This is a genomic window from Pseudomonas sp. GM33 (genome assembly GCF_000282295.1).
In the GTDB taxonomy this organism is placed as follows: Bacteria; Pseudomonadota; Gammaproteobacteria; order Pseudomonadales; family Pseudomonadaceae; genus Aquipseudomonas; species Aquipseudomonas laurylsulfatiphila.
Genome location: NZ_AKJO01000085.1, coordinates 71,690 through 94,057 on the forward strand (window position 1 = coordinate 71,690; position 22,368 = coordinate 94,057).

At 61.4% G+C, this 22,368-nt stretch carries 22 protein-coding genes and 1 pseudogene; 9 read left to right on the forward strand and 14 right to left on the reverse strand.

Annotation, left to right across the window (positions count from 1 at the left end):
* The first annotated feature begins 50 nt into the window (after positions 1–50).
* The 5 genes from PMI26_RS14870 (at position 51) to PMI26_RS14850 (ending at position 4,877) form a co-directional block, all read left to right on the forward strand.
* A complete protein-coding gene (locus PMI26_RS14870; protein WP_033047888.1) occupies positions 51–509 on the forward strand; it encodes a metallophosphoesterase family protein in 459 nt (152 codons plus the stop codon).
* Positions 510–799: 290 nt separating this feature from the next.
* Entirely contained in the window at positions 800–1,360 is a 561-nt protein-coding gene (msuE, locus tag PMI26_RS14865; protein ID WP_007974836.1) for an FMN reductase, read from the forward strand.
* Between the two features lie 11 nt (positions 1,361–1,371).
* On the forward strand, positions 1,372–2,517 hold the full coding sequence (gene ssuD, locus PMI26_RS14860; RefSeq protein ID WP_007974838.1) for an FMNH2-dependent alkanesulfonate monooxygenase: 1,146 nt from the start codon (positions 1,372–1,374) through the stop codon (positions 2,515–2,517).
* A gap of 55 nt (positions 2,518–2,572) precedes the next feature.
* Positions 2,573–3,760, forward strand: a complete 1,188-nt coding sequence (locus tag PMI26_RS14855; RefSeq protein ID WP_007974841.1) for an acyl-CoA dehydrogenase family protein — start codon at positions 2,573–2,575, stop codon at positions 3,758–3,760.
* A 13-nt stretch (positions 3,761–3,773) separates the two neighbouring features.
* The gene (locus PMI26_RS14850) at positions 3,774–4,877 is read left to right on the forward strand and encodes a sigma-54 interaction domain-containing protein (protein WP_007974843.1); all 1,104 of its coding nucleotides are present in this window, start codon (positions 3,774–3,776) and stop codon (positions 4,875–4,877) included.
* A gap of 32 nt (positions 4,878–4,909) precedes the next feature.
* Here the strand turns inward: PMI26_RS14850 and PMI26_RS14845 are convergent, their stop codons facing one another.
* The 8 genes from PMI26_RS14845 to PMI26_RS14810 all read right to left on the reverse strand — a co-directional run bounded on the left by PMI26_RS14845 (position 4,910) and on the right by PMI26_RS14810 (position 11,829).
* Positions 4,910–5,185, reverse strand: coding sequence for a type II toxin-antitoxin system RelE/ParE family toxin (locus tag PMI26_RS14845; RefSeq protein WP_007974845.1), 276 nt, complete (start codon positions 5,183–5,185; stop codon positions 4,910–4,912).
* The gene (locus tag PMI26_RS14840) at positions 5,185–5,457 is read right to left on the reverse strand and encodes a CopG family ribbon-helix-helix protein (protein WP_007974846.1); all 273 of its coding nucleotides are present in this window, start codon (positions 5,455–5,457) and stop codon (positions 5,185–5,187) included. Before PMI26_RS14840 ends, PMI26_RS14845 begins: the two co-directional genes overlap by 1 nt.
* Before the next feature lie 102 nt (positions 5,458–5,559).
* Positions 5,560–6,615, reverse strand: coding sequence for a methionine ABC transporter ATP-binding protein (locus PMI26_RS14835; RefSeq protein WP_007974848.1), 1,056 nt, complete (start codon positions 6,613–6,615; stop codon positions 5,560–5,562).
* A 185-nt stretch (positions 6,616–6,800) separates the two neighbouring features.
* A complete protein-coding gene (locus PMI26_RS14830; RefSeq protein WP_007974850.1) occupies positions 6,801–7,571 on the reverse strand; it encodes a MetQ/NlpA family ABC transporter substrate-binding protein in 771 nt (256 codons plus the stop codon).
* A 98-nt stretch (positions 7,572–7,669) separates the two neighbouring features.
* Complete coding sequence (locus PMI26_RS14825; protein ID WP_007974852.1) at positions 7,670–8,335, reverse strand: methionine ABC transporter permease; 666 nt, start codon at positions 8,333–8,335, stop codon at positions 7,670–7,672.
* Positions 8,332–9,705 carry an LLM class flavin-dependent oxidoreductase gene (locus PMI26_RS14820; RefSeq protein WP_007974854.1) on the reverse strand — a complete coding sequence of 458 codons (1,374 nt, stop codon included), beginning with the start codon at positions 9,703–9,705 and terminating at the stop codon, positions 8,332–8,334. The genes PMI26_RS14825 and PMI26_RS14820 overlap by 4 nt, the downstream gene beginning before the upstream one ends.
* A gap of 10 nt (positions 9,706–9,715) precedes the next feature.
* Positions 9,716–10,930 carry an SfnB family sulfur acquisition oxidoreductase gene (locus PMI26_RS14815; protein ID WP_007974856.1) on the reverse strand — a complete coding sequence of 405 codons (1,215 nt, stop codon included), beginning with the start codon at positions 10,928–10,930 and terminating at the stop codon, positions 9,716–9,718.
* A gap of 242 nt (positions 10,931–11,172) precedes the next feature.
* Positions 11,173–11,829, reverse strand: coding sequence for a TetR/AcrR family transcriptional regulator (locus PMI26_RS14810; protein WP_007974858.1), 657 nt, complete (start codon positions 11,827–11,829; stop codon positions 11,173–11,175).
* A 167-nt stretch (positions 11,830–11,996) separates the two neighbouring features.
* Between PMI26_RS14810 and PMI26_RS14805 the strand changes: the two genes are divergently transcribed.
* Positions 11,997–12,422 carry a hypothetical protein gene (locus PMI26_RS14805; protein WP_007974860.1) on the forward strand — a complete coding sequence of 142 codons (426 nt, stop codon included), beginning with the start codon at positions 11,997–11,999 and terminating at the stop codon, positions 12,420–12,422.
* Positions 12,423–12,504: 82 nt separating this feature from the next.
* Here the strand turns inward: PMI26_RS14805 and PMI26_RS14800 are convergent, their stop codons facing one another.
* Positions 12,505–12,963 (reverse strand): winged helix-turn-helix transcriptional regulator, encoded by a 459-nt coding sequence (locus PMI26_RS14800; RefSeq protein WP_007974861.1) that lies wholly within the window; start codon positions 12,961–12,963, stop codon positions 12,505–12,507.
* Between the two features lie 136 nt (positions 12,964–13,099).
* Between PMI26_RS14800 and PMI26_RS14795 the strand changes: the two genes are divergently transcribed.
* Positions 13,100–14,383 (forward strand): MFS transporter, encoded by a 1,284-nt coding sequence (locus tag PMI26_RS14795; RefSeq protein WP_007974864.1) that lies wholly within the window; start codon positions 13,100–13,102, stop codon positions 14,381–14,383.
* Between the two features lie 109 nt (positions 14,384–14,492).
* On the opposite strand, the gene PMI26_RS14790 is transcribed toward PMI26_RS14795, so the two are convergent.
* From PMI26_RS14790 to PMI26_RS31895, 4 genes are all read right to left on the reverse strand, one after another.
* Positions 14,493–15,071 carry an eCIS core domain-containing protein gene (locus tag PMI26_RS14790; RefSeq protein ID WP_007974866.1) on the reverse strand — a complete coding sequence of 193 codons (579 nt, stop codon included), beginning with the start codon at positions 15,069–15,071 and terminating at the stop codon, positions 14,493–14,495.
* Between the two features lie 41 nt (positions 15,072–15,112).
* On the reverse strand, positions 15,113–15,544 hold the full coding sequence (locus tag PMI26_RS30650) for a GFA family protein (protein WP_007974868.1): 432 nt from the start codon (positions 15,542–15,544) through the stop codon (positions 15,113–15,115).
* Positions 15,545–15,565: 21 nt separating this feature from the next.
* On the reverse strand, positions 15,566–18,502 hold the full coding sequence (locus PMI26_RS14785; RefSeq protein WP_007974869.1) for a sensor domain-containing phosphodiesterase: 2,937 nt from the start codon (positions 18,500–18,502) through the stop codon (positions 15,566–15,568).
* Between the two features lie 370 nt (positions 18,503–18,872).
* Positions 18,873–19,103, reverse strand: a complete 231-nt coding sequence (locus PMI26_RS31895; RefSeq protein WP_007974872.1) for a hypothetical protein — start codon at positions 19,101–19,103, stop codon at positions 18,873–18,875.
* Between the two features lie 339 nt (positions 19,104–19,442).
* Between PMI26_RS31895 and PMI26_RS14780 the strand changes: the two genes are divergently transcribed.
* Positions 19,443–20,765, forward strand: coding sequence for a DUF1329 domain-containing protein (locus tag PMI26_RS14780; RefSeq protein ID WP_007974874.1), 1,323 nt, complete (start codon positions 19,443–19,445; stop codon positions 20,763–20,765).
* Positions 20,766–20,818: 53 nt separating this feature from the next.
* Here PMI26_RS14780 and PMI26_RS30660 read toward each other — a convergent pair whose 3' ends face one another.
* The gene (locus PMI26_RS30660; RefSeq protein ID WP_007974875.1) at positions 20,819–20,980 is read right to left on the reverse strand and encodes a DUF2986 domain-containing protein; all 162 of its coding nucleotides are present in this window, start codon (positions 20,978–20,980) and stop codon (positions 20,819–20,821) included.
* Between the two features lie 357 nt (positions 20,981–21,337).
* Here PMI26_RS30660 and PMI26_RS14775 point away from each other — a divergent pair.
* Positions 21,338–22,368, forward strand: a pseudogene (locus PMI26_RS14775) (copper oxidase); the annotation flags it as partial.

Sequence of the window (22,368 nt, forward strand, 5' to 3'; positions counted from 1 at the left end):
GCGTTAGCACAGCAGACAGGCCCGTCAGAATGCCGCTCGACCCGCCCGCGATGAAAGTCGGTGTCATCTCCGACACCCACGGCCTGCTCCGCCCCGAAGCCATCGCCGCCCTGCTGGGCTGCGATGGCATCATTCACGCCGGCGACATCGGCAGCGCGCACATCCTCGACCAATTGGCGGCCATTGCACCGGTGCACGGGGTGCGTGGCAACAACGACCTGGACGCGCCCTGGGCGCGCGAGCTGCCCGACTGTCTGCGCCTGGACCTCAACGGCTGGAAGGTCCTGCTGGTGCATGACATCGCCGACCTTGCAATCCATCCAGATGAGCGTATCGACCTGGTGATCACCGGCCACTCCCATAAACCAGGCATCGAATGGCGCGGCGAACGCCTGTTCCTGAATCCGGGCAGCGCCGGGCGTCGACGCTTCAAGTTGCCGGTCACCCTGGCACTGCTGGACCTGTCTGCACAGTCCATCGAACCTCGACTGGTATCACTGCTCGACTGATCCATCTTCCAGGCACCGCTCTCCCTTCGCGTTACAAATACCATAAAGGAATATTAAAATAATTATTAATTCCTTTGAAGAATATATGCAATCTCCTATAACTGTCCGAAATGGAACAGCTCGCAAGTGTTTCCAGGCAAACAGCGATTCAACAAAAATTGCCTGACAGCAACACACCAACCAAAAAAATCAAATAAATCCCTTTGGTTTCATAGAGATAAAAACTGGTTCGGTTCTTGCTGAGCACTGCCACCGACTCTGTTTGTAGAGCGACAGCACAGGAATTGAACATGACTGCCCCCTTGAACGTAATCGCTGTATCCGGTGGTGCCTACCGCCCTTCTCGCACCCAGGTGCTCAGCCAGGCCATTCTCGACGAATTCGCAAGCCGTCTGAATATGGTGGGCCGGGTCATCGAACTGGCCGACCTCGCCCGCGACGTGGGCGGTGCCCTCAGCCGTAAAGAGTTGCCCGCCGAGGTCGAGGCGCAACTGCAAGCCATCGAAAACGCCGACCTGTTGATTGTCGCTTCGCCGGTCTATCGCGGTTCCTATCCGGGCCAGCTCAAGCACCTGTTTGACCTGATCGACCAGGACGCCCTGATCGACACGCCGGTGCTGCTCGCCGCTACCGGTGGCAGCCCTCGTCACGCGCTGGTGATCGATCACCAACTACGGCCACTGTTCAGTTTCTTCCAGTCGCTGACCCTGCCGCTGGGCGTGTACGCCAGCGAATCCGACTTCCGCGATTACCGCATCGACTGCGATCTGCTGCAGGCGCGCATCGGCCTGGCCGTAGAACGCGCCCTGCCCTTTTTCAACACCCACCAACGCCTGCGCCAGAGCGCCTGAGGAGCCCGTCGATGAATGTTTTCTGGTTCCTGCCGACCCACGGTGACGGCCACTTCCTTGGCACCAGCCAGGGCGCGCGCCCGGTGACCCTCAACTACCTCAAGCAGATCGCCCAGGCGGCGGATTGCCTGGGTTACTACGGGGTGCTGATTCCTACCGGGCGTTCCTGCGAAGACTCCTGGGTCATCGCATCGGCGCTGACGCCGCTGACCGAACGCCTGCGCTATCTGGTGGCGATTCGTCCGGGGATCATCTCGCCGACGGTATCGGCACGCATGGCCGCTACCCTTGACCGATTATCCGGCGGACGCTTGCTGATCAATGTGGTGACCGGGGGTGATCCGGATGAAAACCGTGGCGATGGCATCCACTTGAGCCATGCCGAGCGTTACGAAGTCACCGATGAATTCCTGCAGATCTGGCGCCGCGTACTGCAAGGCGAGTCCGTGGATTTCCATGGCAAGCACTTCCAGGTGGAAAACGCCAAGGCCCTCTATCCACCGGTTCAGAAGCCCTACCCGCCCTTGTATTTCGGCGGTTCTTCGGATGCGGCCCATGACCTGGCGGCCGAGCAGCTGGATGTTTACCTGACGTGGGGTGAGCCGCCGGCTGCGGTGGCGCAAAAGATCGCCGATGTCCGCGCCCGGGCAGCCCGGTATGGGCGGACCGTGAAGTTCGGTATCCGTCTGCATGTGATCGTGCGCGAGACTGCAGACCAAGCCTGGCAGGCCGCCGACCGACTGATCGAGCACATATCCGACGAGACCATTGCCGCGGCGCAAACCTCATTCGCACGCTTCGACTCCGAAGGCCAGCGGCGCATGGCCGCGCTGCATGACGGTCGCCGGGACAACCTGGAAATCTCCCCCAACCTGTGGGCCGGCGTCGGTCTGGTACGCGGTGGCGCAGGCACGGCACTGGTCGGCGATCCACAACAGGTGGCTGCACGGATCAAGGAATACGCCGACCTGGGCATCGAAAGCTTCATTTTTTCCGGTTATCCACATCTCGAAGAAGCCTATCGCTTTGCCGAACTGGTCTTCCCGTTGCTGCCCGAACCCTATGCCAGTCTGGCAGGTCGGGGCGTGACCAACCTCACCGGCCCCTTTGGCGAAATGATCGCCAACGATGTCTTGCCACGGACACACACACCATGAGCCTGACGTTAGCGACCTGCCTGGCAGGCACAACACAACAATCGAGGAATTGCGCGTGAGCACCCAACTACAGACTGCCGTCCTGAGCCCCTTGCAGACCGCGCGCAAATTGGCCGCCACCTTTGCCGAAACGGCCGCTGAACGGGACGAGCACGGCGGCACGCCAAAAGCCGAGCGCGACGCCCTTCGTCACAGCGGCTTGCTGGCCCTGAGCATTCCGACCCAGTTCGGTGGCCTGGGGGCCGACTGGAGCGAGACGCTCGGCGTGGTCCGCGAGTTTGCCAAGGTCGACAGTTCGATCGCCCACGTCTTCGGCTTCCAGCACCTGATGCTGGCTACCGTGCGACTGTTCTCGCGGCCCGAGCAGTGGCAGCCCTGGTTTGAACAGACCGCCCGCAACAACTGGTTCTGGGGCAATGCACTCAACCCGCTCGACACCCGCACAGTGGTGAAGAAGTTCGATGGCTGGCGTGAGTTTTCCGGCAAGAAAAGTTTCTGCTCCGGTGCCAGCGACTCGGAAATGCTGATTGCTTCAGCGGTCGACGAAAGCGCCGGCGGCAAGTTGCTGATCGCCGCCATTCCCAGTGGCCGTACCGGCATTACCCTGCATGGCGACTGGGACAACATGGGCCAGCGCCAGACCGACAGCGGCAGCGCAACCTTCGAGCGGGTGCGGGTGGAAGAGTCGGAGCTGCTGCTTGATCCGGGTCCCTTGAGCACCCCCTTTGCCTGCCTGCGCCCACTGATCGCCCAACTGCACTTTGCCCACATTTTCCTTGGCATCGCCGAGGGGGCTTTCGAGGAAGCCCGTCATTACACGCTCAAGGAGGGACGCCCGTGGTTCACCTCCAAGGTCCGCCATGTCAGCGAAGACCCCTACATCCTGCGCCACTACGGCGAGTTCTGGTTGGGCCTGGAAAGCACACGCGTACTGGTTGAACGCGCCGCGGCACAGCTCGACGAAGCCTGGCGCAAGGGACACAACCTGGGTAGCGAGGAGCGTGCGCAACTGGCGCTGTCGATCGCCTGCGCCAAGGTGACGGCGACCCGTACCGGCCTCGACCTGTGCACCCGTTTGTTTGAAGTCACCGGGGCGCGCGCGACTCACGCCTCGCTGCGGTTCGACCGTTACTGGCGCAACCTGCGTACCCAGACGCTGCATGACCCGGTGGACTACAAAATTCACGAGCTGGGTGACTGGGCGCTGAACCAGAACCGCCCTGTTCCCACTTTCTACTCATAAGCGAGGGAGCCCCATGCAACTGCTGACTCTGCCCCCATCCCCGTCGCTGGCCACGTCGATCCGCGCCACCGCCCAGGTTTTCGAAGACCCCAAGTCGCAGGCCCTGCTCGCCCATTTGCAACAGGTCGCGCCCAGCGAGGCCAGCGTCCTGATCATCGGTGAAACCGGCACCGGCAAGGAGTTGGTCGCACGCCATATCCATAACCTCAGCCGGCGCAGTCAGGGGCCCTTTGTGGCGGTCAACTGCGGCGCCTTCTCCGAATCACTGGTCGAGGCCGAACTGTTCGGCCATGAGAAAGGCGCCTTCACCGGCGCCATCAGCGCCAAGCCGGGCTGGTTCGAAGAGGCCAATGGCGGCACCTTGTTCCTCGACGAAATCGGCGATCTGCCGATGCCCATCCAGGTCAAGCTGCTGCGTGTGCTGCAGGAGCGTGAGGTGGTGCGACTGGGCTCGCGCAAGAGCATTGCGATCAACGTCCGGGTGTTGGCCGCCACCAATGTGCAGTTGGAAAAAGCGATCAACGCCGGACATTTCCGCGAAGACCTCTACTACCGCCTCAACGTGGTCAGCCTGCACTTGCATCCGCTGCGTGACCGCCCCGGCGACATTCTGCCGCTGGCCCGCCACTTCATCCGCACCTACAGCGAACGCCTGGGATACGGACAGATTGCCCTCAGTGCCGACGCCGAACGCAAGCTGGCCGACTATGGCTGGCCCGGCAACATTCGCGAACTGGAAAACGTCATCCACCACACCTTGCTGATCTGCCGGGACGGTCTCGTGCGGCAGGAGGATCTGCGCCTGTCGCATTTGCGTATCGAGCGCCCGGCGGAAAAAACCAGTCCCTCTGAAGAGTCAGCCCAGGCGCTCCTGCAGCGCGCGTTCAAACGGTTATTCGAAGAACACCAGGGCGCGCTGTACGAGCAGGTCGAGGACAGTTTGTTGCGCGCCGCCTATCAGTTCTGCCATCACAATCAGGTACATACCGCCAGCCTGCTCGGACTCTCGCGCAACGTGACCCGGGCGCGCCTGATCGCCATCGGCGAGCTGGTGGTCAACAAGCGTCGTGCCGTCGATGACTCGCCAGACCATCGGGTGATCCAGCTATCGATATGATTGGCCGGGCAATCGCGAGTGATTTCACCTGGCTACCGATCCTCGCGGGTGTGCCACAGGCGCAGCACATAGAGAGTGGAATCCACTATTTCGTAACGCAGCTCATAATGGCCGATCTGAATTCGGCGCACATCCCTTGGCTCGAACTCTTCCAGGCGTTCGCCAATACGTGGATTGCTCTGCAGCGTGATCGGTATCGCCGTGATTTGCTGCACTGTTCGTGCCGCGGCAGGCTGATTCACCGACGCCAGAAGCTCGTACAGTCGGGTAATGTCGGAAAGCGCCTTGCTTGTCCACTTCAACTCCATCAGCGCGGTACCGGCAACGGCGTGTCGGTGCTGAGGCTATCCGCCCAGGCCTGAACAGCCTGGTGGTCAATCACGCGGCCAGCGTCAACATCGGCGAGGGCCTCGCGGGTCAGGCGACTACGCTCTTCTTCCTGGTCTATCCAGGCGTATAGAGCCTGTTTGACGATCCAGTTTTTGGAGCGCTCCAGACGCTCTGCCATCAAATCGACTTTTTGGGCCAATTGCTCAGGGACGTGAGCCGTGACAGATCGGGTTTTCGTGGTGGTTACCATGATGGAGTTACTCCTGATCGGTACTCGATTCAAAGTTAATCATAGTAAATAATACTACACCATCGATATGATTGCCCGGCAGTGCCGCCGCCCAAAACCGACTCAGGCGCCGACCCGCTCGACCCGCTCGACCCGATCGGCGATCTGTCGTGCCTGTTGCAGCAATGCGTCCACTGCGCCACTGGCGGCTTCCACCCGCACCCGCAGTCGCCCCAGCGCACGGCCCTGGATGCGCTCGATACCCCCTTGCACCAGGTGCGTGCGGCCACCGAACAGCGCGGCGATGGCCGACAACTCCGGTTCGTGACCACTGGCACCAGTGAAGTGCAGGTCGAGCAGTATCGCGGCTGAAGCCTGTGCTGACGGCACGTCATGCCCGGCCGACTGCAGTGTGCCGAGCAAGGCACGGGTGACATCGTGTTGCGGGTCACCGAACACTTGCCAGACGTCGCCTTGCTCGACCACCCGGCCTTGCTCCAGGACCACCACGCGGTCACAGAGGTCGCGGATCACCTCCATCTCGTGGGTGATCAGCACGATGGTCAGCCCCAGGCGCCGATTGATGTCGCGCAGCAATGCGAGAATCGCCTGGCTGCTCTGCGGATCAAGTGCCGAGGTCGCTTCGTCACACAGCAACAGATCCGGCTGCAACACCAGCGCCCGGGCAATGCCGACCCGCTGCTTTTGCCCGCCGGAGAGCTGCGCCGGGTACGCATCACGCTTGTCCTGCAGCCCCACCAGCTGCAACAGCTTGTCGACTCGGCGCTCGCGCTCGGCACGTCCGATGCCCGCCAGCCGCAGCGGCAGGCCGACGTTGTCGCCGACGGTTCGGGAGGCCATCAGGTTGAAGTGCTGGAAGATCATCCCGGTGCGCTGACGCAAGCCGGCCAGGCGTGCACGATCGAAACCGACGATGTCCTCACCCTCGATCAATACCTGGCCGCTGCTCGGTTGTTCCAGACGGTTGAGCGAGCGCAGCAGCGAGGATTTGCCAGCGCCGCTGCGACCGATGATGCCGAACACCTCACCGCGGCGGATGTCTAGGTTGATGTCGTGCAGCGCTTGCACGCTCTGCTGCCCGACCCGGTAATGCTTGCCCAGGCCCACCAGCCGTATATGCACGGCGGCAGCCAGGGCCTGTGGATTGAAACTCACCATGAACGAAAGTCCTGCACAAACAAAAGTGACCATGCCCCGTGGCGAGGGAGCTTGTCGGATCGCCGCACCGTCCCGTTGGACTGCGTAGCAGTCCCATCTTTTGGGGCCGCTTCGCGCCCCAGCGGGACGGTGCGGCGATCCGACAAGCTCCCTCGCCACAGAAGAGTGTTCGTCTTGGCTACCGGTCAGAAGCCGGGAGCGATCTGGCCCTTGTAGCGGGTCAGGATGAAATCGCGCACTTGCGGCGAGTTCAGGGCCTTGGCCAGCTTCTGGATACCCGGATCATTGATGTTGTCCGGACGGGCGACCAGGAACTCGACGTACAGGTCCTTGCCCTTCTCGACGATCAACGCGCTGTTGGTGTCGATACCGGCCTCCAGTGCGTAGTTGGCAAAGACGAACGCCAGGTCCACCTGGCTGACCGCACGGGCCAGCAAGGCGCCTTCCAGTTCACGGATCTTCAGTTTGTGCGGGTTCTCGACGATGTCGTGTTGCGTCGCCAGGGTATTGCTCGGGTCCTTGAGCTTGATCAGCCCCGCTTCGTGCAACAGCACAAGGGCGCGCCCGGTGTTCACCGGATCGTTGGGAATGGCGACACTGGCGCCTTCGGGCAGATCGGCGAGTTTTTTGATCCGGGTCGAATAGGCGCCGAACGGCTCGATGTGCACGCCCACTACCGGTACCAGATCGGTGTGCCGGGTCTTGTTGAAGTCATCGAGGAACGGCCGGTACTGGTAGTAGTTGGCGTCGAGGTTTTTCTCGGACAGTTGCAGGTTGGGCTGGATGAAGTCGCTGAAGACCTTGATGTCCAGATCAACCCCCTCCTTGGCCAGCACCGGTTTGACGAATTCCAGTATCTCCGCGTGGGGCACCGGGGTGGCGCCCACCACCAGTTTTTCGTTGGCGTGGGCGCTCAGGGATAAAACGGCAGCGAGGGCGGCCAGGGTCTTTTTCATGCTCATGACTCCAGAATGATCGGAAAGTGGCCGTCGTGAGGTGGACGTAGGGCCTGCAGCAACGGTACCCGGCTGCTGCGTTCGGGTAAGGCAGGCGCTTAGCGCCGTGTGTAATGCCGGACCAGGCGGTCGCCGCTCATCTGCAACGCCTGCACCAGCAGGATCAGCAGCAGCACGGTGACCACCATCACATCGGTCTGGAAACGCTGGTAACCGAAACGGATGGCCAGGTCCCCGAGGCCACCGCCGCCCACCACGCCGGCCATGGCGGTGTAGTCCACCAGCACGATGGCGGTGACCGTGACCGCGGCGATCAGCCCGGTCCGGGCTTCTGGCAGCAAGGTATGCAGGATGATTTGCCGGGTGCTGGCGCCCATGGACTGCACGGCTTCAACCAGACCGCGGTCGACTTCGCGCAAGGCACTTTCCACCAGCCGGGCGAAGAACGGCGTGCAGCCGACCACCAAGGGCGGGATGGCGCCGCGCACGCCCAGCGAGGTGCCTGTGACCAGGGTGGTCACCGGGATCAGCACGATCAACAGAATGATGAACGGCATCGAGCGCAGCACGTTGGCCACCACCGACAACAGCCGGTACAGGCGCGGCGATTCGAGCAACTGGCGCTGGCCCGTCAGGTACAACAGCACGCCGAGCGGCAACCCGAGCAACACGGTGCAGGCCAATGCCGCACCGAGCATGCTCGAGGTGTCCAGGCAAGCCTCGGCCACCTCGCCCCAATTGACATGAGCGAACCACTCGTTCATCGCCGCTCTCCCACGCGCAAGGCCGCCGCCGGGTGTGGCGTCGCCAGGCGATCGCCCTGGCCGAAGAGCTTGTGGCGCAGGGTGCCGTCCTCGTACTCGCGCTTGAACAGACCCCGTGCCTGCAACTCCGGCACGAGCAGATCGACCACCGCCTCAAAGGTCTCCGGCGCGACCACGCTGGCCAGGTTGAAGCCGTCGACATCGGTTTGCTCGACCCACTCCTGGAGTTGATCGGCCACGGTTTTCGCCGAACCCACCAGTACCGGGCCATCGCCACCGATGGCGCAGTAATCGGCAATCTCTGCGGTGGTCCAGGTCCGATTCGGGTCGGCGCGGGTAAACGCCTCTACGGCCGACTGGATGGCATCGCTGGGCACTTCACGCAGAATCTGGTCGGGCCTGTACTCGCCGAAATCGATGCCGGTCCAACCCGACATCAAGGTCAGGGCGCCGCTGGCACTGGCGTATTCGCGGTACTCGCGCAAGCGCTCCAGGGCTTCGGCGTCCGTCGCGGCGACGATCACCGTGAGCTGTTCGAACACCAGCACCTGATCGGCCTCGCGACCGGCCGCTTGAACCTCCGCACGCAATTGTGCGACCTGTTGTTTGAGCACCACCTTGCTCGGCGCGGCCACAAACACGCACTCGGCATTCGCTGCTGCGAAGACCCGGCCGCGACTGGAGGCGCCGGCCTGGTAGATCACCGGCGTGCGCTGTGGCGAGGGCTCGCTGAGGTGGAAGCCGGGCACACTGAAAAACTCGCCCTGATGAGCGATGCCGTGCACCTTGCGCGGATCGACGTAAACCCCGCTGGCACGGTCGGCCTGCACCGCGCCCTCTTCCCAGCTGGCTTCCCAGAGTTTGTAGCACACCTGCAGATACTCCTCGGCCAGCGCATAACGCTGATCGTGGGACAACTGCCGCTCCTGGCCGAGGTTTCGTGCGCCACTGCTCAGGTACGAGGTGACGATGTTCCAGCCCGCCCGACCCGACGTCAGGTGATCGAGGGTCGACATGCGCCGGGCGAACGGAAACGGATGCTCGAACGACACCGACGCGGTGACGCCAAAACCAAGGTGACGAGTCGCCGCGGCCATTGCCGGCACCAGTTGCAACGGATCGTTGACCGGCACTTGCGCCGCGCTGCGCAGCGCCTCGTCGGCACTGCCCTGGTAGACGTCATAGACGCCGAGCACATCGGCGATGAACAGGCCGTCGATCTTGCCGCGCTCCAGAGTTTTCGCCAGCTCGATCCAGTAGTGAATGTTGGTGTAGCGTGTGGACTGATCACGGGGGTGGCGCCACTGGCCGGGCGACAAGTGCCCGACGGTATTCATGCTGAAGGCGTTGAGACGAATTTGCTTGGGCATCTGCGCGTCCTCAGGACCAGTCATGGCGAGGCGGCTTGATGCCGTTGAGCAACCAGTTGCCCACGACGTGGTACTTCCAGCGCACAGGGTCGTGCAGGGTATGGACCCGCGCGTTACGCCAATGGCGGTCGAGGTTGTGCTTGCGCAACGTCGAGCGGGTGCCGCCCAGTTCAAACAGCTTGTTGCTGGCCTCGATGGCGATTTCGGTGGTCAACACCTTGGCCCTGGCCACGGCCAGCGATGCCTGCGCAACCGACTGTTCATCGGGCGCCGAGCGGGCCTGGTCGAGCACCAAGCCCGCACGTTCGAGCAGCGCCTCGGCGGCTTCCAGACGGATGTCCAGTGCGCCGACCTGAATGATGGTCAACGGGTCTTCACTGGCCTTTTCCACCCCGGCATCGATCCATGGCCGCGCCTGCTCGCGGACAAAGCTGATGGTGTCACGCAGCGCAGCACGGGCAATGCCCGCATCGATGGCCGCCGTGGTGATCTGCGCAAAGGGGCCGGCCAGGGTCGGGCGTTCGTAGGAGCGGTAAGTCGGGAACAGGTTGAAGGCCGGCACCCACAGCCCCTCGACCAGCACGGTGCCGCTGGACGTGGTGCGCTGGCCGATGCTGTCCCAGTCGTCCACCACATTCAAACCCTCGGTGTGGCGCGGCACGAAGGCCAGTTGTGCACGGTCTTCGCTGTCCAGGGCCAATACGCCCAGCCAATGGGCATAAAGCGATCCGGTGCAATAACCCTTGCGCCCGTCGATGCGATAGCCCTCGCCGTCTGCGACCAGGCGGGTACGGATGTCCTGCACGTTCTTGCCGCCGGTTTCCGACAGCGCATTGGCGAAACGGTTTCCCGCCAAGGCCAGGTCGAAGAAGAACTGCTTCTGGTCGTGGCGACCCTGCAGGCGGATGTCTTCCAACAGGCAGTAATGGTTCTGCGGTATCTGGCCAAGGGATGGATCGGCCGCCGAGACAATCGCGATGACCTGGGCCAGGGTCGCATAAGACACCTCGGCGCCACCGTACTGCCGAGGCACCGTAATGCCCCAGAGCCCGCTGTTGGAAAAAGCATCGACCACCTCGGCCGGTACCTGGCGCGTCTGATCGCGCTTGGAGGCGCCGACCTGCAACAGCGCGGCGATTTCATGGGCAATGCGTATGGCTTCGGCGTCATCACGGATCACATGGGCCGAAGGTGGATTGATCGGGTAGGCGGCTGCAACTGACATGGATTCCTCACTCTAACGGTGGCTCCGCCAACGGCCGCACAGTCCTGCAAATGACTGTCGGTACGGAGCCTTACCCAGATGGAGCATGATCCATGCCATGATATTTAAACGTTAAATATCAACACCTTACAAATTAAAGCGAAGCGTGAAATCGCCAGCCGGACAGTTGTTGTTGAAGTACTGTTGATTATTCAACACCGGCCAGGGCATTCCCGGTTACTGCGATTCACCGCAGCAGAGCGCTAACGGTTGCGCTTGTGTCGTGCCTGTTCCTCTTCGGCCAATGCCTGACGAACGAGGGCCCGCGCTGCCCAGCTGGCGGTGTCGAGTGATTCTTCGACGCTCGCGCGACTGATATCGCGCACGGCGATCAAGGCCTCGGTGCCCATGACGATCGACAGCGCCTGTTTCAGTCGTTTGCGCGCGCGGGGTGGGAGCACGTCCTTGAGCGAGTCGACGATCGGCTCGATGTAGCTCATGCGTCGACCCGGCCGCAGCGGCGTCTGGGGAGACGGGTTTTCCAGCCACACCGTCATGAACGATCGCTCCATCACGTGCAGGCCGATCTCGTCGTCGATCAGGACTTTGTTCAACGCCTGTGCCGCCTGGCCAATGCCCTTCACCGGATCGTCCCCCGGGCGCCAGATCTGCTCCAGTGGCTTGATGTCGCGCTCGGCGGCCGTCTCGCTGATCAGCGCTTCAGGTGAGGGAAAGTAGCGATAGGCGGTGGCGCGAGACACCATTGCGCGCTCAGCCACTTGCGCGACAGTCGGGTTGTGGCCCTCGTCGCGCAAGGCGATGGCGGCATCGATCAGCGCTTGCCGCGTTCTGAGCTTCTGGTTGGATCGGCCCTGGGAATCGCCGTCGCGGACAGACGGGCTTGACTTGGGAATCGGCATGGAATAAATGATACTCCGTCTTATCGTGAGACACGCGTCTCATAATAAAGGCGTGGCACAGGATATGCCACTGCCCTGTGTGCCGAACAACCAGCGCGCCGGGCTCAACGATTTCATATCAGGATTTCAGCAACTGAGCGCGCCCCCGGGCGCATGAGGTGAATGCGATGAATCACAATCCCCGTTCGCGGACCTGGTTTCGGCTGGCGGCCATCTACTTTGCCATTGGCGTGGCGCTGGGTGTCGCGATGGGCGCGTCCGGCGACCATTCGCTCTACGCAGTACATGCCCATATCAATCTGTTGGGGTGGGTGTCGATGGCCCTGTTCGGTGTCATCGGCACGCTGCACCCGTCCATCACCGGAGGGCGAGCGGCGGCCGCACAGTTCTGGATGTACAACCTGAGCGTGCCGGTGATGCTGGGTGCACTGCTGCTGCGCCTCAAGGGCTTTGCGACGGTCGAGCCATTGATTGCCATTGCCTCCCTGCTCATCGGCTGCAGCGTGCTGTTGTTCGTGTGGCTGGTGTTCTCGCGCATCGGGGCAACGGCCGAGAGTTTGAGCAACACGACACTTGAATCGCGCCTGTCATAGTCGCGGCTATTGGGCGGCCTATCGGTGTGGGGGGGGCAACCCCCGCACCGATGTCTGCCACTGACCGCCATGGGCCATCGATTCACGACTCGTCGGCAACCACCCTGACCCTGTGGCAGTCGGCCGGCCCAAGCTTCTGACCGCTGGATGAGCGAACTTCAATCGGCATCAGGGTCTGGCCGCGCTCATTGTCCAGCAGCACAGAACGCGTCTCTTCGCGCTTGAACAGGAAACGTTCACCCCACTGCCGCAGGCTGACCACCACCGGAAAGATCTCCCGCCCTTTGTCCGTAAGGGCGTACTCCTTGTAGGCGCTACCGTCTGATGCGGGTTGAACGTCGAACACACCGACCTCAACCAGGGTTTTCAAGCGTGATGCCAGAATGTTCTTGGCCACGCCCAGGCTTTTCTGAAATTCGCTGAATCGGCGAATGCCGTCGAATGCGTCGCGGATGATCATCAGCGACCATCGATCCCCAATGGCCTCCAGTGTTCTGGCTACCGGGCATTCGCTGCTGTGGGATGAAGTGTCTTCGACCATCGTATTGACCTTCCGGATTAAGGATTGCCGGGCCTGCCGTGCAATCCCGAGCAAAGTGGTTGCAATTTAAAACCTGATTCGATAACAATTCAATCCAGTTTTCAATTGAAACCAGTTTAGCGCCACGGAGGCTCCTGTGACAGCCGATGCCGATTCAGCCACCCGCCCTTTCACCCAGCAGGCTTCGGGCCGGCCCCATACGGATAATGGAGAAAGCCCCCGCACAGACAGCGCTGCCGGGCTGTCTGCGTCGCTTACGCTGCTGTTTTCCGTCACCTGCGCGCTGGCAGTCGCCAACGTGTATTTCGCTCAACCCCTGCTCGATTCAATGGCTCAGAGCCTGGGGGTTGCCTCATCGATGATCGGGGTCGTGGTGACGGCTACCCAGGTCGGTTACGCGCTGGGGTTGCTGTTCATCGTCCCGCTGGGCGACTTGCTCAACCGCAAGGGGTTGATCCTGACGCAAGTGCTGCTGTCTGCGGTTGCACTGGCGGGAGTCGGTGCAGCGCAGCAATGGCTGGCCCTGTTGGGCGCCATGGTCATCGTGGGGTTGCTGGCGGTGATGGTTCAAGTGCTGGTGGCCTATGCCGCGGTGCTGGCAACGCCGTTACAACGGGGCCAGGCCGTGGGCACCGTCACCAGCGGCATTGTCCTGGGCATTCTCCTGGCGCGGTTTACCTCCGGGTTGATCGCTGATCTGGCCGGCTGGCGCGCCGTGTATTTCGTTTCTTCAGGATTGATGCTGGTCCTCGCGGCGGTATTCTGGAAAGTGCTTCCTGCCACTGAGCCTCCACGCAACCGAGACACCTACCCGGCACTCATCCGTTCGATGTTCAGGCTGTTCATGACCGAACCGGTCTTGCGCATCCGGGGTCTGCTGGCCTTGCTGATCTTTGCCGCGTTTTCGGTGTTGTGGACATCCATGGTGCTGCCACTGAGCGCGCCTCCGCTGTCGCTGTCACACACGGCCATCGGCCTGTTCGGCCTGGCCGGCGTCGCCGGTGCCCTTGCTGCCAGAAGAGCCGGTCGCTGGGCCGATCAGGGGCTGGGGCAGCGCGTGACCGGCATTTCGCTGGTGATCCTGACGCTGTCCTGGTTGCCCAGCGCGTTTGCGCCGACGTCACTGATCGCGCTGGTGTGCGCAGTGGTCCTGCTCGACTTCGCGGTGCAAGCCGTACACGTCACCAACCAGAGCCTCATTTTTGCCGCACGCCCCGACGCCCAAAGCCGCATGGTGGGCGCCTACATGTGCTTTTACTCGGTGGGCAGCGCACTGGGGGCCGCGGCCGCGACCCAGGTGTATGCGCGATGGGGCTGGACAGCCGTCAGCCTGCTGGGTGCCTCGATCAGTGCGACGGCACTGGTGCTGTGGTTTCTCACCTCTCATTCCACAACGACCGATCGAGGAAGATCCGCATGAAAACCCAACACCTCCTCTTGCTCGCCATTTCGATTACAGCCATGGGGGCATGAGTTTCTCGGTGATCAAACTTATCGTCTGCGCCAACCGGGGCTGAGTCGGGACGGCTTCAGTCAGCCCCTTTGCGCACCGCCCGCCTGACCTCGGCCTGTATGGCATAAGCCGGTGCCTCCACCGCATTGAAGTCATGGGTATAGCGCTGGGCAAATCCCTGCACACCCCATTCCTGATACTGCTGCACATGTTTAAGCTCGTGAGCCCAGAGCGCGACGTCCTGCTCTGCGGATTGAGGGTCGCGGAAGAGGATGATGTCAACCAGCGTCACGGCACCGACATCGGGGTTCTGCAGCATCGCAGTGGCGGCGCTGAACTGGCCGTTGTCGCTGATTTTGTAGCGCGCGGCATCGAGGACGCCGGGGTCGTACCAGGGCAACAGTTGCTCACGAATGTGCGCAGGAATGGGTTGGGTACCGGCGATGGCCGCTTCATTACGGGCCTGGCTCAGCCACAACGCGAGGGCCGGCGTCGCGATCTGGTAAACGTCTTCGGGCACCACGTCCGGCAGGCAGATGCAGCCGTCCAGGCACACCTGTCTCTCGCCAGCCGGGCAGTCGCTGGTCTGGGCCGGCACTTCAAGCGCCAGGCAAAGAACAATCAGCGCCACCAGGGGCGTGGTGATGGACGGCATTTGGTGCTCCATGCAGCGGACAGTGGTGAACCGTCTCCGGGTCAGGCATTGACCTGGAGTTCATGCAGAAGAAAACCCAATGATTCCGGAGCTGCGCAATGACTTTTTTCCGAGCGTTGTTCATCCCATGGCATCGCGTCATCGGTGCAGAAATCTCCAATGCATTCCATGTTCAGCTCGGCGTCGAGCAGTCCGAGCGGAATCCAGAAATAGGGTGTTTCGCGAAGTACATTAGGCACGGTCGAGCCACATCGCGAGCAAAAGTCATTTCTGTACCCGCTGGGTTTGCGCCAACCGGTGATCGCCTCTTGCCCTTCTTCCCATCGAAAGTCGCGAGCATTGACCAGTGTGGCGAGATTATGGCCGACCCCGGTTTGCTTGCGGCACAACGTGCAATGGCAGCGATAGAAAAATCGTGGTTCTACCACCAGAGAAAAGCGTACAGCCCCGCAAAGACATTGCCCTGATGCCATGAGTCCCTCCTTGAAAAATGTTCATCCGTATTGGCTTGCGCCATGATATCCGCTTGATCCCTGGCGACCGAGCAGTTCACTCGCCAACAGCGCTTTCAACGCCATCGGCTTGGCAAAGTGATAACCCTGGGCCTGTCCTGCCCCCATTTCACGCAGCAGTTCCAGTGTCGCCTCATCCTCGACGCCTTCGGCCACCACACTCAGGTCCAGCGACTCGGCCATCCGCACGATGGCCCGGACGATCGCGCGACTGCGGGAACTGGTGGTCAGTTCAAGGATGAACGACTTGTCGATTTTCAAACCGCTGAAACGGTACTGATGCACATAGCTCAGGGAAGAAAACCCTGCGCCGAAGTCATCGAGCACCACCGACATGCCGTTGTCGGCCAGTTGCTGCATGGTCTGTCGGGCAATCGCCGGCTCGGCAACCAGCGCCCCTTCGGTCAACTCCAGGCAGATCCGCGACGGCGACACCTGGTGCTGTGCCAACAGTTCCAGCACCTCACTGGCGAAGCCGGGGCGCGTCATGCTGTAGCTGGAACAGTTGACGTGCACCGCAGGCCAATTGGCGTGCTCGGGCTGTGCGAGGATCGCGGCAATGCTGGTCAGCATGTACAGGTCCAGTCGACCGATCAGGCGCAAGCCTTCGACATCCGGCAGGAACTCGCCTGGCGCGATCACCCGGCCGCCCGGCTGATGCCAACGGATCAGCGCTTCCAGGGCCAGCAGCTCGCCGGTTTCGACGCTGACGATCGGCTGGAAATACGGCAGCAGTTCGTCAGTACGCTTGAGCGCGTTGCGCAAGGCCCCTTCCCGCTCGACCTGGTCCGAGACTTCACGGCGCACTTCCTGGTTGAACACCGCGTAGCTGTCGCGGCCGGCACTCTTGACCCGGTACATCGCCGCATCGGCATCGCGCAGCAAGTCGGCGGGTTCGTGATGGAACTGACTGTCGGCGCTGACGATACCGATGCTGCAGGACGAAAAAACCTCATAGCCGTTGATGAAAAACGGCAGGTCGAACGCCACCAGGATCCGTTCGGCGATTTCGATCATCACGTCCAGCGGGGCCTCGGGCGCCAGTACCGAAAACTCATCGCCCCCCAGGCGTGCCAGCATGTCGGTCTCGCGCAGACAACCGCGCAAACGCTGGGCCGCCTGCATCAACAGCAGGTCGCCAAAGTGGTGGCCGAAGCTGTCGTTGACCATCTTGAAGCGGTCCAGATCGATGAACATCACCGCCAGGTGCCCGCCTTCGCGGCCGAACCGCGACCAGGCCAGATTGAGGCGCTGTTGCAGGTAGGTGCGATTGGGCAGCCCGGTCAGCGCATCGTGAGCGTTTTCGTGCTGCAACTTGGCATTGGCGTGATCGAGTTCGCGGGTGCGGCTCTGCACCCGGGCTTCGAGTTTGAGGTTGGCGGCATGGATCGCTTCAGCGGCCGTGCGTCGCGACAGCGCCGTGTCGATGTGCCGCGACACGAACGTCAGCAGTTCCTGGTCACGCTGGGTATAGCGTACCTTCGAGGTATAGCTTTGCACCGCCAGCACGCCACGCACCGCCTCGTCTTCGAACAAGGGAATGCCCAGCCAGGAGTAAGAGCGTACCGACTCATGGGCAATTTCGATTTCACCCTGCGCGTGCAATCGTTCGGCCTCGGCAACGTCGATCAGGCAAGGTCGGCGCTGACGGATCACATACTCGGTCAGGCCCCTGCGCCCTCGCCGTGCCGGCGGGCAGGTCGTCTGCCGTTCATCCACGTAATAGGGAAAAGTCACCTCGCCGGTGGTGTCGTCGAACAGCGCAATGTAGAAGTTCTGCGCGAAAAGCAGGTCACCGACGATGCCATGCAGGGTCTTGAACAGCTCGGCCATGTCACCGGGCTGGCTGGACAGTTCGGCAATCTGGAACAGCGCGCTCTGCAGATGTTCGGCGCGTTCCCGCTCCGCCACTTCCTGGCGCAATGCATCGTTGAGTGCGGACAGTTCCAGGGTGCGACGTATCACCGTTTCTTCCAGGTCCTCACGGTGCAGGATCCGGTCCAGCGCCATGGCCACGTGACGGGCGACCACCAGAAACAATGCGCGGTCTTCTGCGCTGTAGATTCGCGAAACGTCGTAGACCTGCATCGCCAGCATGCCAAACACGTCATCCGAGGCGTTTTTCAACGGTGCGCCCATCCAGAACTCGGGACGATCACCCACACAGTGGAAACGGTTTTGTGCCTGGGCCTCGAGAATGCCGGCGGCGTCGATCAGCAATGGCTGGCCACTGGTCAACACCTGCCCGGTCAACGACAGGCGCGAAGGGTCAAGGTATTCATAGTTTTCCGATTCCAGGGCATCGACGTCGATGATGTCGACGTAATACGGGTAATCGATCTTGCCAGTGTGCGGGTTATACAGCGCGAGATAGAAGTTCTCGGCGTCGATCAGGCTGGCCAGCAGCCGGTGAACCCCCACCAGGAACACAGAGCGATCACGGGTCGAACTGGCCAGATAGGTGATTTCATAGAGCACACGCTGGGTGATCTGCGCACGGGCCAGGGTATTGGTCTGTAGCTCGATGCCCAGGCGCTGGGCAAAGTCCGCGAGCGCAGGTTCAGCAGCTTGATTGACGGGTGCGAGCAGCCAACCCAGCTCACTTTCGCCTCTGCCGGTCGGCCAACGGTGCAAGTTCGAAGTCCGGCAAAAGGCTTCAAACGCCTCATTGGCAATGCTCGAAGGCCATTGCACCCGTGGATCGCCTTGCCCGACCCAATGCATCTGTTCGCCGGCGCGGTAGAACACCCAGGCTGTGCTGTGGGCCCAGTGGCGCGCTGAGTCCAGCACGTGCTCGATCGAGTCGTCATTGCCGGCGTAGACCTTGCCGACAGTATCCGGGCTCTTTACGGGTTGCAGCTCGGCCACTTCGCAATGGCTCGAATGCCGCCGGGAGTCGGTCAATGTACGAAAACTCATCAGGGCTCCCTGAGCCAAAACTGGCGAAACTCACTGACTGATTGCTAGCAATATGCCATCTATCATCTTATTTATAGCTTATAGCGTTTTTTTCAATGATTTGTTCACTTTAGTGCCGGGTATGAGACGGGCTGCAATTTATTCGCTGCGTATTGCCCGGGCCAGCGCCTCCAGGATGATGGGTTCCATCGTCCTCTATGACGCGAGAACCGCAGTGGCGGCAAGCGGCGCAGACAAAGAAACACCACTCGGTGGCAGGCCGCGTTTTCACACGATCTGCCACCGAGTGGCGTTTTAGCGATGCTGTCTATGGATTGTCTCAGCCATCGGACACAGGCTCTGACTAACCCCTGCATTTCAATGTGACGTATCAGTCGTCATTGTCATCGCGATCACGGTAGCGACGGTGTTCACGATCATAGCCACGACGATCATCGTCACGGTCATAACCCTGATCATCGTCCCCTCTCCAGTCGTAACCACGTCGATGATCATGATCGTGATACCGCCCGTACCGTTCTCCGTCATCCCAATGCGGGCCGCAGCCTCCCAACAACACGGCGCTGGAAATGGCCAAGATCAAGATTACTGCGCGATTCATGAAAACGTCCTGAATGTCGGGATTATGGAAGGGTCACGGCTGCTCGAAACGTTTATCCGGGCAGTGTTCAGCCATGGCTATGACCATTCGGTAACTCAATGATTCCGTTGGGAAATACAAACAAGTGACGGTCACTCCCAGCGACCACGCCATCGAATGCCCGCCGAGACCTACCGGACGTGTCATCAATAGCCAAGGGGCTGTCGTCGAATGAAAAGCGCCCCTGACACGGGAGTTATCTAATGGCAGTACTGAAAAGGTCTCTGGCGACGAGTCGACGTAAGCGACGCTGCGCCTGAGTCACGAGTTGCCTGGAACACCAGGCAGGAGAACAACAATATGAAATTCGTGAAAACTCTTCTGGCTACCGTACCCTTCATGGCGCTGGCCATCGATGCCCAAGCCTATGTATCGAGCCAGGAAGCCGCCCGACTGGGCAGCAGCCTGACGTGGGTGGGTGCCGAAAAGGCCGGTAATGCCGACGGCTCCATTCCGCCCTACAACGGTGGCCTGACCACCGCCCCACCCGGTTTCAAGAACGGCGACAGCATGCGCCCGGACCCTTTTGCCGGCGAAAAACCGCTGCTGGTAATCAACGGCAAGAACGTCGACTCGTACAAAGGCATGCTAACGGCCACCACCGTAGCATTGGCCAGACGCTACCCCGGCTTTCGCATCGACGTGTATCCGACCCACCGCACGGCATCGCTGCCCCAGGCGGTACTGGACAACAGCCGCAGGAATGCCACCCATGCCAAGTCCCTCAACGGCGGGATTGCCATCGACAATGTGATGCCCGGAGTGCCGTTCCCGATCCCGCAATCAGGCGCCGAGGCGATGTGGAACTTCCTGCTGCGCTACCAGGGCGTCAACATCCATTCCAAGTACGACTCCTGGACGGTCGACACGGCCGGCGTACCGAGCCTGACGGTCACCGGCGAGGCATTCGTCTCCTTCCCCATCTACGAGAACATGTCCAAGCCGTTCAACAGCTCGGACATTTATTATCAGTTGAAACTGTCCTATACCGGGCCTGCGCGCCGAGCCGGCGAGTCGATCATGCTCAAGAACGCCACCAATCCAACGGAGTTTCCCGGTCGCGCCTGGCAGTACATGCCGGCCCAGCGCCGGGTCAAGCAGATTTCGATCCTGGCCTACGACACCCCCAACCCCGGTACTGCCCGTGCGCTCGAGCTGTATGACTGGACGCTGGTCGGCAAGCAGGAAATGATCGTGCCCTACAACACCTACAAGCTCACCTACGCTCGCGACGCCAAATCCCTGACCACGCCGAATTTCATTGCCCCGGATTTCGTTCGCTGGGAAAAGCACCGGGTCTACGTCGTGGAGGGCAACCTCAAGCCCGGCGCCAGGCACATCTACCAGAAGCGTCGCTTTTACCTGGATGAAGACACCTGGGCCGCAGTGGCCTCTGATCAATACGACACCCGTGGCCAGTTGTATCGTGGCTCCTTCGCTTTCTTCAGCCAGAGCTATGACCAGCAAGTCCCGGATGCCACGCCCTTCATGACGTACGACCTGTCCAAAGGCACCTACAACATCAATGGCGTGGTCGGCCCTCATGGCGGCATCCGCTACATCGAGCCGCTATCGACGGCGCAGTGGGTGCCGGAGTCCATGGCGGGCGCCGGTATTCGCTGAGTTCGTGGTGGCAGAGCCCCCTGATTGGAAAAAGGGGGCGTGAGCTGCGCAGATCAGCTCTCGCTGGCAACAACCGGGTCTTGAGCCGCCTCGGCAGCCAGCTTCAATCGGTCAGCCTTGCTGATGTACTTATCCTTGCTTTTCGGTGCCAGTTTGGCACTTGCCTTTTTGGCGTTAGCCTTTAACAACTGATTTATTTTCTTGCGACGATTCATGTTGTTCTGCTCAACGGGTAGTTCTTGAATGATATCAGCTTAAACATTCAGGCCGGGCTGCCATATCCCCCATAACTGGGGTCCTTCACCCACCCTTCCGGGTAATTACCACCAAATGGGAGGAATATCCCCCGGTTCTGCTGCCGGCTACCCAGTCAACAACTTGTTCATTTACCTGAATTTTTTCTTTTGCCAGGATGATGGCTCATTAGTTGCACTCCCCCACTTGTGCCCACAACAGCGGTCGTCCCGGACATGGAGACGACGGGACATCAGGCGAGGGGTCATAAAATGAAAAGCGCGACACCACAATGCAATTCCTTCGACCGGCTGCGCAGATCAAGCCTGCCTTGTGCGATGCTCCTTTCCCTGGCCACGGCAGACGCTGCGCCACTGGACGATGTCAGCCCGCCACCGCCGACCGACCCCTCAGCCTATACCAACCCGCCGGCTGACCCCCAGGCCGCGCTGGATGCCATTCTGACCATGCCCCCCACCAACGAGGGCGCCATCGCCCTGCCCAACGGTGTGTATGGCGACCGGTACACGCCACGGGCCGAGAACGTGCTGCCGCCAGCACTGCAGACATCGTTCAAGATCCCCACCAACGGCAAGCCCAGTCCGCTGTTCGGGGCGCAGCCGTACACTCAGCAACTGCTGTTGTTCGAAGAATTCGGCACGGAAAAACTCGACCCGACACTGCCAGCACCGCCCCTGACGTTCCCGCCTCCGACCGTCGGCCCGGCGCCCGTGCAGGACCCGAACAGCATCGCCCGCAGCGGCCCTTCGGCCGCGGCGCTCGAAGCCTTCATGCGCCAGCCCGGGCTGTACCCGTTTCCGTCACAGTATTCCAACGCGCTGGACCGCAACCCGTGGCAAGCGCAGATAGAAGCCTTCCTCAATCGCCATCCGGTCGGCTCGCCGGCCGAAGGTCGTCCGCCAGGAAAAGGCTGGTCCCATCAGCGCTGGAACGAGTTCTACCCACAGGTCGCCTTCAAGACCGCTCAAGCGGGCGCCAAGCTCAACGGCGGCATGCGCGACCGCCGCCAGTTGCACAACTATGCCGTTGGTGAGTTCGGGCCGGGCGGCCTCTACAACCAGACCTCGGACACCCCGGTCATCGCGGGCACCACCAAAGGCATCGACACGCGTTTTCACCCCAACATGCCGATTCAGAACCACAAGGCGCTCTGGACCTTCGACGGCACCTTTCCGCCAAAACTGTTGATGGTGCGCTACGGCCAACCGGTGCTGATGCGACACTACAACGCCCTGCCCATCGACCCCTCGGCGAACATGGGTTTTGGCTTGCACACCCTCAGCACCCACGAACACAACGGCCACTCCCCGGCCGAAAGCGACGGCTATGCCAATGCGTTTTTCTTTCC

Coding starts and splice junctions, on each gene's coding strand:
- PMI26_RS14870 (WP_033047888.1), top strand. CDS start 51: ATGAAAGTCGGTGTCATCTCCGACACCCACGGCCTGCTCCGCCCCGAA.
- msuE (WP_007974836.1), top strand. CDS start 800: ATGACTGCCCCCTTGAACGTAATCGCTGTATCCGGTGGTGCCTACCGC.
- ssuD (WP_007974838.1), top strand. CDS start 1,372: ATGAATGTTTTCTGGTTCCTGCCGACCCACGGTGACGGCCACTTCCTT.
- PMI26_RS14850 (WP_007974843.1), top strand. CDS start 3,774: ATGCAACTGCTGACTCTGCCCCCATCCCCGTCGCTGGCCACGTCGATC.
- PMI26_RS14845 (WP_007974845.1), bottom strand. CDS start 5,185: ATGGAGTTGAAGTGGACAAGCAAGGCGCTTTCCGACATTACCCGACTG.
- PMI26_RS14840 (WP_007974846.1), bottom strand. CDS start 5,457: ATGGTAACCACCACGAAAACCCGATCTGTCACGGCTCACGTCCCTGAG.
- PMI26_RS14835 (WP_007974848.1), bottom strand. CDS start 6,615: ATGGTGAGTTTCAATCCACAGGCCCTGGCTGCCGCCGTGCATATACGG.
- PMI26_RS14830 (WP_007974850.1), bottom strand. CDS start 7,571: ATGAAAAAGACCCTGGCCGCCCTCGCTGCCGTTTTATCCCTGAGCGCC.
- PMI26_RS14825 (WP_007974852.1), bottom strand. CDS start 8,335: ATGAACGAGTGGTTCGCTCATGTCAATTGGGGCGAGGTGGCCGAGGCT.
- PMI26_RS14820 (WP_007974854.1), bottom strand. CDS start 9,705: ATGCCCAAGCAAATTCGTCTCAACGCCTTCAGCATGAATACCGTCGGG.
- PMI26_RS14815 (WP_007974856.1), bottom strand. CDS start 10,930: ATGTCAGTTGCAGCCGCCTACCCGATCAATCCACCTTCGGCCCATGTG.
- PMI26_RS14810 (WP_007974858.1), bottom strand. CDS start 11,829: ATGCCGATTCCCAAGTCAAGCCCGTCTGTCCGCGACGGCGATTCCCAG.
- PMI26_RS14805 (WP_007974860.1), top strand. CDS start 11,997: ATGAATCACAATCCCCGTTCGCGGACCTGGTTTCGGCTGGCGGCCATC.
- PMI26_RS14800 (WP_007974861.1), bottom strand. CDS start 12,963: ATGGTCGAAGACACTTCATCCCACAGCAGCGAATGCCCGGTAGCCAGA.
- PMI26_RS14790 (WP_007974866.1), bottom strand. CDS start 15,071: ATGCCGTCCATCACCACGCCCCTGGTGGCGCTGATTGTTCTTTGCCTG.
- PMI26_RS30650 (WP_007974868.1), bottom strand. CDS start 15,544: ATGGCATCAGGGCAATGTCTTTGCGGGGCTGTACGCTTTTCTCTGGTG.
- PMI26_RS14785 (WP_007974869.1), bottom strand. CDS start 18,502: ATGAGTTTTCGTACATTGACCGACTCCCGGCGGCATTCGAGCCATTGC.
- PMI26_RS31895 (WP_007974872.1), bottom strand. CDS start 19,103: ATGAATCGCGCAGTAATCTTGATCTTGGCCATTTCCAGCGCCGTGTTG.
- PMI26_RS14780 (WP_007974874.1), top strand. CDS start 19,443: ATGAAATTCGTGAAAACTCTTCTGGCTACCGTACCCTTCATGGCGCTG.
- PMI26_RS30660 (WP_007974875.1), bottom strand. CDS start 20,980: ATGAATCGTCGCAAGAAAATAAATCAGTTGTTAAAGGCTAACGCCAAA.